The sequence below is a fragment of the Rhizobium sp. TH2 genome (genome assembly GCF_024707525.1).
In the GTDB taxonomy this organism is placed as follows: domain Bacteria; phylum Pseudomonadota; class Alphaproteobacteria; order Rhizobiales; family Rhizobiaceae; genus Rhizobium_E.
The window spans coordinates 819,430-831,353 of the sequence record NZ_CP062231.1; the positions used below are offsets into that span (position 1 = coordinate 819,430).

Consider the following 11,924-nt stretch of genomic DNA (forward strand, 5'->3'; position numbering starts at 1 on the left):
AGTGAAACACGCAGTCTATGCAGCTTTTCAGTCGTTCACATGCATTTGTACGTGAGGGGGAGGGCGCCGGTTCACATCAATGGCGTTGCCGCCTTCGGCTGCGGGACATCGGCGGCTGGGGATAGCTTGCCTGCACGAGCATGGTTCTAAGCCGGGTCATCTGCTCGGTGCGCAGAGGTGCCTCATCGATCCTCGCGATTTCAACACGGGCTGCCGCTGCTACGTCTGTGCTTTCCGGCAGACTGAAGAACCACGCGAGGAAGATGTCTTCGGATCGCGGAATGGCGCGAGCATTTTCGCTCATGTCGCTCATGCTCATGCCTCGACCTCGACGGGCGTCAGCGGCCGCGAGCAGCAGGCGAGCACATAGCCGCCGGCGATTTCCTGCTCGCTGATGCCGCCATTGTGGCGCATGTCCACGTCTCCGGCGCGTTTGAGAACCTTGCAGGTGCCGCAGATGCCGGATTCACAGGCCGCCGGGATGCGGACGCCTGCCGTCCGCGCGGTTTCGAGAATGGTCTGACCGGGCTCGCACACGGCTTGCTCGTTCGATCCAAGAAAGCTGACCGTCAGGCCCGCCACCTTGCCCGTTGCCACGACCTCGTTAGCCTGCTTGTGCACGCTCTCGGCGATCGATGTCGCGCCAAAGCTTTCCTGATGATAGTGGCCCATGTCGAAGCCTTCGGCCCGGGCAATGGTGCTCACCGCCTTCATGAAAGGATCGGGGCCGCAGCAGAAGATCTCTCGGTCCATGAAATCCGGGACCAGCAGGGCGAACTTGTAGCGATCGATACGACCCATCAGACCGCCCCAGGGGGCGGCTGCGGAGCGGCCTTCGGGCAGGAAGCCGAGCGACAGGTTCGGCATGCGCCGGGCGAGCATTTCGAGCTCGTCACGGAAGATGATCTCTTCCGGCCGTCGCGCCGAGTTGAGGAAGGCAACATCGGCACCCGGATCGCAATCGGCGAGCCAGCGCAGCATCGACATCATGGGCGTGATGCCGGAACCGGCCGAGATGAAGAGGTATTTCCGTGCCGGGTTGCGGGCCAGCGTGAAGTGACCGCTCGGTCCATAGGCACGAAGCCGGCTGCCCGCCGTTACATTCTCGAACATCCAGCGCGTGCCGATGCTTGCCGGCTGGGCCTTGATGGTGATCGCGATCGAATAGGGCCGCGAGGGCGAGGACGAGACCGTGTAGGTGCGGTGGAGATCACCACCCTTGGCGCGCAACTCGACGGTGATGAACTGCCCCGGCATGTAGCGGAACCAGCCGCCACCCTCGACCGCGAAGGTGAAGGTCTTTACGTCAAGTGCTTCGTCCGTGACGCTGGTGCAGACCAGCATCTGGCGTGCCGAGTTCCACGGCATCATCTGGTCCAGCGGCAGGGCAGAGGGCGTCGTGCCCGTCAGCATAATGTTCATCGTCGTGCGCCCCCCGATCAGGCGACGTTTCGCAGCGCAGGCCTGCGCACGCCGGAAAGCCGCTCTTCGATGAAGCGGGAATACCAATCGACGAACTGGATCACGCCGCCCTCGTGCATCTCGGAATAGGGGCCCGGCTGATAGGCCGGCGAGTGGATGCCGCGGGCATTTTCCTCGACGATCTGGCGGTCCTGGTCGTTGGTCTCGGTCCAGACGTGGATTAGTTCGTCGAGCCGGTAGTCGATGCCCTCGACGGCATCCTTGTGGACCAGCCATTTGGTGGTGACGGCGGTTTCGGTGGCGCTGAGCGGGATCACACGGAAGGTGATCGCGTGGTCGCTCAATATGTGGTTCCAGGTCGTGGGATAGTGATAGAGCAGCAGCGAGCCGATACGGTCCATGTTGACGTTGTCGGAGAGCCGCATCTGCACAGCTTTGCGGCCCGAGAGCGTGTAGCTGATCGCCTCGCGCAGCAGCGGCACGCGGGTGGTGCGGAACTGCCCAGCCTCATCGATAATGAACTCGCTCGGCAGGCCGATCGCCTCGCACTTTTCCCAATGCGCGACGATCTCCGGATCGTCCTTGGCGCCATTGACGCCGGTCACCGTGGGCGCTTCGGGGAAAGTCTTGCAGAGTTCGGGATGGTTGCCGGCGCAATGGTAGCATTCGCGATTGTTTTCCCAGACTAGCTTCCAGTTGCCCTTTTCGATGATCGTGCTCTCATAGGCGATCTTGGCGTCGCGCAGCCGGTGCGGCAGGAAATAGGGCTCCATCATTTTCTTGAATGGCGCGAAATCCATCGGCTCATCGGCGAGACAGATGAAGATATAGCCGCCGGCGCTCTCGCAGGCGACGGGCTTCAGGCTGAAGCCGGCGGGATTGAAATCGTCGCCCATTTGGCGCGCGAAGAGCAGCGAGCCGTCGAGATCATAGGTCCACTGGTGATAGGGGCAGACGAGCTTGACCGCATTGCCGCGCTCGGTATTGCACACCCTGGAGCCGCGATGACGGCAGGAATTGTGCAAGGCGTTGATCCTGCCATCGGTGCCACGCACGATGACGACGGGATAGTCGCCGACCTGCACCGTGAAATAGTTGCCCGGATTGGGGATTTCGCAATCGTGCCCGATGAACAGCCAGTCGCGATACCAGATGGTCTCCATGTCGACCTTGTGGAAATCCGGGTCGATATAGAAGGGCTGGTCCAGGCTGTAGCCGGGTTTGCGATTCCTGAGCCGCGTGAGCATGTCGGAACGGATATCCATGGTCGGTCCTCGTCGGTTTCCAAGGACTGGGCATGGTGGACATGGAGGGAAGGTCGCTTGCACGCACGGAAATCCGGCGAGCATGGCGATCCGCCTCTTGACCGCCCACCGCGATCAGTCGAGTTCAAAATCCCGAGGCTGGTTTCCGGGCTCTGGAACTGTCCTCACGGACTTTGTGACTCCTTCCCAGGCCATTCGGCCCAGTGGACTCCCGTCACAATTTACGTTCCAATACCGTTGCGGGGGCAGCGCCGGAATTTAACCGGCTTCCCAATTCTCCAACCGGTTTGACCCGATCGGCACCTCAAGTGTCCTGATAAGACCATAGTCGTTGCGACATGGCGTCATCATTTGCGACATCGCGATGGCGTCGTGAAAACATAATCATTTTGCTCTGGAAAAGCTCAGCGATCGAGCGGTACGGCGAGGCCGACTTTGACCCGGTCCATCGCCACGAAGGTCCGGAATCGCTTCACATTTTTGTTGCCGAAGAACAGCCGGCGGGTGAGCGCCTCGTAATCGGCCATGGTGGGGACGACGATGACGAGGATGAAATCGGCTTCTCCGGTCACGTAATAGCATTGCTGGATTTCGGGCGTTCCGGCGAATTCCCACTTGACGCTCTCGATCTGCTCGGCCGTTTCGCTGAACACTTCGACCTCGACGAAGATGGTGATCGGCTGGCCGACGGCCTCGGGATCAAGGACGGCGACGTTGGCCTGGATCACGCCCGCTTCGGTCAACCGTTTGATGCGGCGCTGCACGGCCGGCGCCGATAGATTGACTGCCTCGCCGATCGTCCGCTGCGGCGTCATGTTATCCGCCTGCAGAATCGCGAGGATCTTCCGGTCGAATTCATCGAGGGCAACAGGCTGATCGGACTTGCGCAAAACCGGGCTCCAACGAAACAAACTTGCAAGGCTCAGAGCAATATAGAGCGCAAATCTCACCACGATTGCAATAATGTTCATGCAGCAACCGATGAGGGCCATCATGTTCCTGCGCAACACCAATCCCGAATACCGCCAACCGCTAACAGCGGAGGATGCCGAAACCCTCGGCCTCGCTTCCGCTCGGGAGGTGGAACGCTATCTCGGCTTCCGCGACAATCACGCCGAGACGCCGCTGCTCTCGTTGCCGGCCCTGGCTGCAAGCATCGGCATCGCCTCGATCCACATCAAGGATGAGGGCCAACGGCTGGGGCTCGGCAGCTTCAAGGCCTTGGGCGGTTCCTATGCGGTGATCCGGCTGGTGCTCGAAGAGGCGGGCCGGAGGCTTGGCCGGACGGTCGATGTCTCCGAACTCTCCACACCTGAAGTCAAAGCCATCTCCGCCACCATGACCTTTGCCTGCGCGACCGACGGCAATCACGGCCGTTCGGTGGCGCAGGGCGCGCAACTGGTCGGCGCCCGCGCCGCGATCTTCGTGCATGGCGGGGTGAGCGACGAGCGCGTCGCGGCGATCGCCCGCTTCGGCGCGGAGATGATCCGGGTCAGTGGGACCTATGACGATTCGGTGCGCGAGGCGGCACGCATCGCCGGGGAGAAGGGTTGGACCATCGTCTCCGACACGTCCTGGCCCGGCTATGAGCGCATTCCCGGCCTTGTCATGCAAGGCTATACGGCGATCGTCCGCGAGGCGCTGCGCGCGCTGCCGGAACCGCCGACCCATGTCTTCGTCCAGTCCGGCGTCGGTGGCATCGCCGCCGCCGTGGCCGGTCATCTCGCCATCGCACTCGGCGACAAGCGCCCGATTCTGACCGTCGTCGATCCGGCGCGCTCAGCCTGCATCGTCGAGACGGCGCGCGCCGGACACCCTGTCAAGATTCCACACGGTGAGCCGACCGTGATGGCAATGCTCGAATGCTACGAACCGTCGCTGGTCGCATGGCGCATCCTCGCCCGCGTCGGCGACGCTTTCATGACCATCGACGAGGAAGATGCGATTGCTATCATGCGGCGGCTCGCCAACCCGCTCGGCAACGACCCGGCGATCGTTGCGGGCGAGAGTGGCGGCGTCGGCCTTGCGGGACTGCTTCGTGCCGCCGCCGATCTGGCCATAAAGCTGAAGCTCGGGCTGAACGCGAAATCGCGCGTTTTCGTCATCAATACCGAAGGCGCGACAGATCCGGAGAAGTACCGCATGCTGGTCGGCAGATCGCCGGCGGAGGTTACGGCAGGGCTAGGCGTGGATCATTCCGCCGCTTCGGCTGCCGGCGCGGGAATGTAGTTCAGCACCGGTCCAAGCCAGCGCTCGACCTCGTTGACCGCCATGGATTTGCGCGCGGCATAGTCCTCGACCTGGTCGCGCTCGACCTTGGCGACGCCGAAATAATAGCTTTCGGGATGGCTGAGATAGATGCCTGAGACAGAAGAGCCGGGCCACATGGCATAGCTTTCGGTCAGCGTCACTCCAGCGGTCTTCTCGGCATCGAGCAGGCTGAAAAGCGTGGCCTTTTCGGTATGGTCCGGCTGCGCGGGATAGCCCGGCGCGGGACGGATGCCCTGATAGGGCTCGCCGATCAGATCCTCGGGGGCAAACGTCTCGTCCGCGCCATAACCCCAGTATTCCCTGCGTACCACTTCGTGCATGCGCTCGGCGAATGCCTCCGCGAAACGGTCGGCCAGCGCCTTGACCATGATCGAGGAATAATCGTCGTTGGCGCGCTCGAAGCGTTCGGCAATCGCCACTTCCTCAATGCCTGCCGTCACCACGAAGCCGCCGATATAGTCCGGCTTGCCGGATGAAGCCGGCGCCACGAAATCCGCCAGCGCGACGTTGGCCTTGCCGTCGCGTTTGGTTAGTTGCTGGCGCAGCGTGAAGAATGTCGCGAGTTCGTCCGAGCGGCTTTCGTCGGTGAACAGCCTGATGTCGTCACCCGCGGCATTGGCCGACCAGAACCCGATCACGGCCTTGGGGACGAACCACTTCTCGTCGATGACCTTTTCCAGCATCGCTTGCGCATCCTCGAACAGTTGCCGGGCTGCCGCCCCCTGCTTTCCGTCTTCGAGGATGGCGGGATAGCGGCCCTTGAGTTCCCAGGTCTGGAAGAACGGGGTCCAGTCGATATATCGGGCAAGCTCCGCCAGATTCCAGTTGTCGAACGCCTTGGTGCCAAGGAACGATGGCTTGGTCGGCGTGTAACGCGCCCAATCGATTCTGTGCGCATTGGCACGCGCGGCCGCGAGCGGCACCCGTTGCTTGTTCGATTCAGCCCTGTGATGGGCATCGGACACCTTGCGGTATTCGGCGCGGATCGTCTCGACATAGCCGGGCTTCGCTTGGGCACTCAACAGGCTCGACACCACGCCCACCGCCCGCGAGGCATCGTTGACATACACCGTCTGCCCGGCCTCGTAGCGCGGATGGATCTTGACTGCCGTGTGGACGCGGCTGGTCGTGGCGCCGCCGATCAGCAGCGGAATGTCGAAACCCTGGCGCTCCATCTCGGAGGCGACATGCGCCATCTCGTCAAGCGAGGGCGTGATGAGGCCCGAGAGCCCGATAATATCGACTTTCTCTGCCTTCGCCGTCTCCAGGATCTTCGTCGCCGGCACCATCACGCCGAGGTCGATGATCTCGTAGTTGTTGCAGGCCAGCACGACGCCGACGATGTTCTTGCCGATATCATGCACATCGCCCTTGACGGTCGCCATCAGGATCTTGCCTGATGTTTCGCGCTCGCCATGGATGCCCTTCAGCGCGTTCGCCGCCTTTTCCGCCTCCATGTAGGGCAGCAGCACAGCCACCGCCTGCTTCATGACGCGGGCGGATTTGACAACCTGCGGCAGGAACATCTTGCCCGCGCCGAACAGGTCGCCAACCACGTTCATGCCGGCCATCAGCGGGCCTTCGATGACATGCAGCGGGCGTTCGGCATTCTGCCGTGCTTCCTCGGTGTCGAGATTGATGAATTCGGTGATGCCGTTGACCAGCGCATGCTCCAGCCTCTTCTCGACCGGCCAGTCGCGCCATTTCAGGTCGCGCTCCTTGGCCTCCTTGCCGGCTGTGCCCTTGTAGCGCTCAGCGATTTCCAGCATCCGCTCGGTGGCCTCCGGCGTGCGGTTGAGCACCACGTCCTCGCAGGCCTCGCGCAGCTCTGGATCGATGGATTCGTAGACGGCGAGCTGCCCGGCATTGACGATGCCCATGTCCATCCCGGCCTGGATGCAGTGATAGAGGAACACCGCATGCATCGCCTCGCGCACCGGCTCGTTGCCGCGGAAGGAGAAGGACAGGTTGGAGACGCCGCCCGAGATATGCACATGCGGCAGCGTCTTGATGATGTCCCTCGTCGCCTCGATGAAATCGACGCCGTAATTGTTGTGCTCCTCGATGCCCGTCGCGACCGCGAAGATATTCGGGTCGAAGATGATGTCTTCGGGCGGAAAGCCGGCCTGTTCGGTCAGCAGCTTGTAGGCGCGGGTGCAGATCTCGACCTTGCGGGCATGGGTGTCGGCCTGGCCCTGCTCGTCGAAGGCCATGACGACCACGGCAGCACCATAGGCGCGCACCAGCTTGGCATGATGCAGGAACGCCTCTTCGCCTTCCTTCATCGAGATCGAATTGACCAGCGGCTTGCCCTGCACGCATTTGAGGCCGGCTTCGATGATCTCCCATTTCGAGGAATCGATCATCACCGGCACGACCGCGATATCCGGCTCGGCGGCGATCAGGTTGAGGAATTCCACCATCGCCTGCTTGGAATCGATCAGGCCCTCGTCCATGTTGATGTCGATGATCTGGGCGCCGTTGGCGACCTGGTCGCGGGCGACATCGAGTGCGGCGGCAAAATCGCCTGATGTGATCAGCTTGCGAAACTTGGCCGAACCCGTGACATTGGTACGCTCGCCGACATTGACGAAGGGAATGTCCTTGGTCAGCGTGAAAGGCTCGAGCCCCGAGAGCTTCATCAGCGATGTATGTTCGGGGATCTTGCGTGGTGGATATTTGGCGACGGCCTCGGCGATGGCGCGAATATGCTCCGGCGTCGAGCCGCAGCAGCCGCCGACGATATTGACCAAGCCGTCGCGGGCGAATTCCTCCATCTGCGCGGCCATGAATTCCGGGCTCTCGTCATACTGGCCGAAAGCGTTAGGCAGGCCGGCATTAGGATAGGCGCAGGTGAGCGCATCGGCGACACCGGACAGCTCCGCCAGATGCTCCCGCATGGCATTGGCGCCGAGCGCGCAGTTCAAGCCGATGGTCATCGGATTGGCGTGACGAACCGAATGCCAGAACGCCGTCGGCGTCTGCCCTGACAGCGTGCGGCCGGAGAGATCGGTGATCGTGCCCGAGATCATCACCGGAAGGTCGATACCCTTTTCCCCGAAGATTTCCTTGCACGCAAAGATCGCCGCCTTGGCATTCAGCGTATCAAAGATCGTCTCGATCAGGATGATATCCGCGCCGCCGTCGATCAGCCCGCGCAATTGCTCACCATAAGCGATGCGCAGGTCATCGAAGGTCACCGCGCGATAGCCCGGATTGTTGACGTCGGGTGACATCGACGCCGTACGGTTGGTCGGCCCCAGCGCGCCCGCGACGAAGCGGCGCTTGCCATCGATCTGCTCGGCACGCCTGACAGCACGTTTGACGAGTCTGGCACCATCGCGGTTCAGCTCATAGATCATGTCCTCCATCGCATAGTCGGCCTGGGCGATCGAGGTCGAGGAGAAGGTATTGGTCTCGACGATATCGGCGCCGGCGATCGCATACTGGAAATGAATTTCCTCGATCGCCGCCGGCTGGCTCAGGATCAGCAGGTCGTTGTTGCCCTGCTGGTGGCAGGCGCAGCCGCCAAAGCGATTGCCCCGGAAGTGATCCTCACCGAAGCCCAGACCCTGGATCTGTGTGCCCATCGCGCCATCGAGTATGAGAATCCGTTCACGTGCCGCAGCCGTGAGCGCCTCGCGGACGTCAACTGTTTCTCTGACGACCCCATCGTCGAAAAGCGAATCCAGCATCTCGGTTCTCCGATCATTCGCATAAAGACATTGTTATGTGATTATATCATTGAATGCGACGTCGCAATGAAAATATCTGAATCGCTTGGGCAGCGCAGGCAAAAAGCCGATGACGACGTGCCTTTCACGCGATACAAGCGCATCAACATAAAACGAGAGGGAAGTCGTTCATGGCGCTTACGATGAATTTCTGGATCAATCCGTGACCAACATCATTGGCTCTGAACCGCTGGCATCGCTCGGCTGGTCCGATTTTTTCGCCGCCCAAATCGAGGAGGGCGAGGCGGATTTTGCACCGCGCCGCATTTCATCGGTCCATCGCGCCCGCCTTGAAGCGGTCGATGTCTCGGGGCCGGTCCACCTCGATCTTCCTCCCAACGCCAATACGGCGGAATTCGCTGTCGGCGACTGGGTTCTCGCCGATCCGTGGTCCGGCGCGTTCATCCGTCGTCTCGAGCGCCGGACCTTGCTGCAACGGCGCACCGAAGGCCGGAACGGCCAGCAACTGGCGGCCGCCAATGTCGATACGCTGTTCATCGTCACCTCGTGCAATGCCGATTTCAACCCAGGGCGGCTCGAACGCTACCTGATCATGGCGAACGAGGCAGGCACCACGCCGGTGATCGTGCTGACCAAAGCCGACACATCAGACGACGCCCGTGGCTATGAGCAGGATGCGATGTCCCTGCAGCGAAATCTGCCGGTCGTTGTCCTGAACGCAAAGTCCCCCGATGCCGTCGATATACTTGCCCCCTGGTGCGGCCCTGGGCAGACCGTGGCGCTGGTCGGCTCATCCGGTGTCGGCAAGTCGACCCTGGTGAACACGCTCGCCGGGACCGGGCGCGACGGCATCCAGAAAACCGGGGATATCCGCGCGCATGACGCAAAAGGCCGCCACACCACCACGGCGCGGTCGCTGCATGCGCTTCCCGGCGGCGGCTGGATCATCGACACGCCGGGGATACGGACGCTCTATGTGAGCGACGTGACCGACGGCATCGACACGCTCTATGCAGAAATCACCGATCTCGCGCCGCTTTGCCGGTTTCGCGATTGCACCCACGAACATGAACCGGGCTGCGCCGTTCAGGCTGCCGTGGCCGCTGGCACCCTGTCCGCCGAACGCCTGCAACGCTGGCGCACCCTGCGCGACGAAAATCGCGACAAGACGCCGGTGCTGACCGGACCAAAAGGCAACAAGGTTATCCGTAAGAACAGACGCTGACTTTGCCGGTTTTGCCCCGGCCTTTCGTCTGCATTGAAAAAAGCATCCGTCAAGCCCATATTTGACGCACGAGAATGCCGCCGCCTGTGGTATGTCGCCAAATACGCGGCCCATTTCCCTCACACCTCGATCATAAATGCGCTTTGGCACGACGCCGGAGCGATCAATTCAGGAGTCTCCCATGTCCGACAAGAAAACGAATGCCGCCGAAAAGCCTTATGAACCGATCCAGTTCGCCAAGAAGCACCGTATTTCCGTCGAGGATGCCAAGGCGATCATCGCCAAGCACGGCGCCGACCGCAAGTCCGCCGACAAGGAAGGCCGGCGCGTAAGTGTCTAACGGTGAAATCGCGTCACGGGCAATCGACCACGTGGCGCGATACCTCTCGTCGAAAATTTGGAATATCGGCGCGGTGTTTTGGCGGCAGTCGTGTTCGTGGTCAGCAACACTGATTTGGAAGTCAGTGTCGAAAATGAGCTGAAGTCTCCGCGATCCGAAGTCGTCAGCAGCGTTGAAACCGGTCAAGGTCCACAACCCAGGCTGCGCTCTATTCGAAGCGTCCTATTGACGAGGACCTTTGCCGCAACGAGCTTTCGCCAGCTGAGCGCGCCACGCAGACGGCAAGGCGCAAGGCGATTTACCTCGAACTCCACCCGAAGGCCGCCCAAGGCATTGCGGGCGCGGAAGCGCGACATGGTCGTGCAACTGAAAACTTTTCGTTTGCAGCATGGGTTAGATTAATCGCGGCCAAAGCAGTCAGTCAGTCTGATGCCAAACGCAGCCGGCAAGTTGGTTAAGGGGCCACCCACCGGCCGCGCATTCATGCGCAGCGCACTACTAATTTCCCACCGGGGCCTTGCGCGGACCTTGCGCGGCGGGCGGAACCTATGTTGCGGGAGGACGATACCGAATTGACTTTGCTTTGCCCAAGGCCTCAATCGTGTCCTCTACGGTTAAAAGGACTACAGTTTCAATGGAACTGAGCGCTCCTCCCGCGCCGATCGCAAGCGCGACGGCCGCCATTGAAACATTGTCAGGCGCCTCCCACAAATTCCAACCATCACGCTCCCCAAACGCGTACCAGAACCCATGGAGCTTTCCGCCCACTGATTCAATGTAGGCGCGTGCAGCGTCTCGTCGGTCTTCGGGCTTTTCGATCATACGTGCCCAAGTCTCAGGCGTGTAACTGAAGCGAGTAAGATACATTGCCATAGCTGCCTCCTTGGTCTGGAAAGTGCAGTAAACGCTCAAACCAAAAAGAGCACCAGCGTTTTCTAATATATGGTTCCGGAGGCCCGACCGGGTGCCATCGTCTTCATCTGGACTTGAGAGTGGAGTTCTGGACTCGGGCGCGCCTCGCACCAAACGGGCCGCCGAAAGGGGGGTTAATAGGTGGATAGCCCGGCGAGGAAAAGCCTAATATTCGTTATATAACAATAGATTAGTGGAAAAACTGGTGCTGCGAGAGAGGATTGAACTCTCGACCTCACCCTTACCAAGGGTGTGCTCTACCACTGAGCTACCGCAGCATTTGCCCCGGCGACGCATGTTGCTATCGGCCGGTGAAGCGGGCTGGCTATTGCCATAGGTTTTCCATCAGCGCAAGCGCATTTCCCGATAACGCAAAAGTTTTTGGCGGATAGCTTCCGGCCCGTCCGGATTTGTCTTATGAGCATGGGATGAGCATCGACGAGGAAAACGGCGGCGAGGAAACTCCCCTATCGGCCGATATGCCGGCATCGAAGCGCGCGCGGCAGGAGCAGCTTGCCCGCAAGGCCGCCGAGCGCGACCTCAGGCTGAAGGCGCAGCTCAGGGCGAACCTGCAGCGCCGCAAGGTCCAGACGCGCGCCCGCCGCGAGGGTGAGGAGGACAGCCGTCCCGGCGATCTCCCGACGCTTCGCGAAGAGCGCTGACCGGCCGCCCCAATTTCCCCCAAATTCCGGGCTTAACCGCATTTGCCCGCCTTCCTTGAATGTGCGTACTCAATCGTTTAAATGAGCCGGGATTTTTGAGAGGCGCCGCACCTCCCGCCGCGCCCACGGGGA

At 61.3% G+C, this 11,924-nt stretch carries 10 protein-coding genes, 1 tRNA gene and 1 riboswitch; of the genes, 4 read left to right on the forward strand and 7 right to left on the reverse strand.

Translation table 11 applies throughout. From position 1 onward, the window contains the following. Window positions 1-76 precede the first annotated feature (76 nt). From IHQ71_RS04090 to IHQ71_RS04105, 4 genes are all read right to left on the reverse strand, one after another. Complete coding sequence (locus IHQ71_RS04090; RefSeq protein WP_258160691.1) at window positions 77-319, reverse strand: hypothetical protein; 243 nt, start codon at window positions 317-319, stop codon at window positions 77-79. Next, window positions 316-1,422 carry a hybrid-cluster NAD(P)-dependent oxidoreductase gene (locus IHQ71_RS04095; RefSeq protein ID WP_258160692.1) on the reverse strand — a complete coding sequence of 369 codons (1,107 nt, stop codon included), beginning with the start codon at window positions 1,420-1,422 and terminating at the stop codon, window positions 316-318. Before IHQ71_RS04095 ends, IHQ71_RS04090 begins: the two co-directional genes overlap by 4 nt. Before the next feature lie 17 nt (window positions 1,423-1,439). Beyond that, window positions 1,440-2,687 (reverse strand): aromatic ring-hydroxylating dioxygenase subunit alpha, encoded by a 1,248-nt coding sequence (locus tag IHQ71_RS04100; RefSeq protein ID WP_258160693.1) that lies wholly within the window; start codon window positions 2,685-2,687, stop codon window positions 1,440-1,442. 118 nt (window positions 2,688-2,805) lie between these two features. After that, window positions 2,806-3,009: riboswitch (cobalamin riboswitch) on the reverse strand. Window positions 3,010-3,091: 82 nt separating this feature from the next. Beyond that, window positions 3,092-3,502, reverse strand: coding sequence for an Lrp/AsnC family transcriptional regulator (locus IHQ71_RS04105; RefSeq protein WP_374989999.1), 411 nt, complete (start codon window positions 3,500-3,502; stop codon window positions 3,092-3,094). 178 nt (window positions 3,503-3,680) lie between these two features. Here IHQ71_RS04105 and IHQ71_RS04110 point away from each other — a divergent pair, with 178 nt between their 5' ends. Continuing rightward, window positions 3,681-4,916 carry a diaminopropionate ammonia-lyase gene (locus IHQ71_RS04110; RefSeq protein WP_258160695.1) on the forward strand — a complete coding sequence of 412 codons (1,236 nt, stop codon included), beginning with the start codon at window positions 3,681-3,683 and terminating at the stop codon, window positions 4,914-4,916. Here the strand turns inward: IHQ71_RS04110 and metH are convergent. Next, window positions 4,880-8,653, reverse strand: a complete 3,774-nt coding sequence (gene metH, locus IHQ71_RS04115; RefSeq protein ID WP_258160696.1) for a methionine synthase — start codon at window positions 8,651-8,653, stop codon at window positions 4,880-4,882. The genes IHQ71_RS04110 and metH overlap by 37 nt on opposite strands. Window positions 8,654-8,855: 202 nt before the next feature. Here metH and rsgA point away from each other — a divergent pair, with 202 nt between their 5' ends. Next, a complete protein-coding gene (gene rsgA, locus IHQ71_RS04120; protein ID WP_258160697.1) occupies window positions 8,856-9,878 on the forward strand; it encodes a ribosome small subunit-dependent GTPase A in 1,023 nt (340 codons plus the stop codon). A 181-nt stretch (window positions 9,879-10,059) separates the two neighbouring features. Beyond that, window positions 10,060-10,218, forward strand: a complete 159-nt coding sequence (locus tag IHQ71_RS04125; RefSeq protein ID WP_258160698.1) for a hypothetical protein — start codon at window positions 10,060-10,062, stop codon at window positions 10,216-10,218. 546 nt (window positions 10,219-10,764) lie between these two features. Here IHQ71_RS04125 and IHQ71_RS04130 read toward each other — a convergent pair. Beyond that, entirely contained in the window at window positions 10,765-11,091 is a 327-nt protein-coding gene (locus IHQ71_RS04130) for a GYD domain-containing protein (RefSeq protein WP_258160699.1), read from the reverse strand. A gap of 242 nt (window positions 11,092-11,333) precedes the next feature. After that, window positions 11,334-11,408 (reverse strand) — tRNA-Thr (locus IHQ71_RS04135). 150 nt (window positions 11,409-11,558) lie between these two features. Between IHQ71_RS04135 and IHQ71_RS04140 the strand changes: the two genes are divergently transcribed. After that, the gene (locus tag IHQ71_RS04140; RefSeq protein ID WP_308737910.1) at window positions 11,559-11,792 is read left to right on the forward strand and encodes a hypothetical protein; all 234 of its coding nucleotides are present in this window, start codon (window positions 11,559-11,561) and stop codon (window positions 11,790-11,792) included. Window positions 11,793-11,924 lie beyond the last annotated feature (132 nt).

What these genes read in the sequence shown, in the direction of transcription:
- IHQ71_RS04140 (WP_308737910.1), top strand. Translation starts at nt 11,559, where the DNA reads ATGAGCATCGACGAGGAAAACGGCGGCGAGGAAACTCCCCTATCGGCC.
- IHQ71_RS04105 (WP_374989999.1), bottom strand. Translation starts at nt 3,502, where the DNA reads ATGACGCCGCAGCGGACGATCGGCGAGGCAGTCAATCTATCGGCGCCG.
- IHQ71_RS04090 (WP_258160691.1), bottom strand. Translation starts at nt 319, where the DNA reads ATGAGCATGAGCGACATGAGCGAAAATGCTCGCGCCATTCCGCGATCC.
- IHQ71_RS04130 (WP_258160699.1), bottom strand. Translation starts at nt 11,091, where the DNA reads ATGGCAATGTATCTTACTCGCTTCAGTTACACGCCTGAGACTTGGGCA.
- IHQ71_RS04095 (WP_258160692.1), bottom strand. Translation starts at nt 1,422, where the DNA reads ATGAACATTATGCTGACGGGCACGACGCCCTCTGCCCTGCCGCTGGAC.
- IHQ71_RS04125 (WP_258160698.1), top strand. Translation starts at nt 10,060, where the DNA reads ATGTCCGACAAGAAAACGAATGCCGCCGAAAAGCCTTATGAACCGATC.
- metH (WP_258160696.1), bottom strand. Translation starts at nt 8,653, where the DNA reads ATGCTGGATTCGCTTTTCGACGATGGGGTCGTCAGAGAAACAGTTGAC.
- IHQ71_RS04100 (WP_258160693.1), bottom strand. Translation starts at nt 2,687, where the DNA reads ATGGATATCCGTTCCGACATGCTCACGCGGCTCAGGAATCGCAAACCC.
- IHQ71_RS04110 (WP_258160695.1), top strand. Translation starts at nt 3,681, where the DNA reads ATGTTCCTGCGCAACACCAATCCCGAATACCGCCAACCGCTAACAGCG.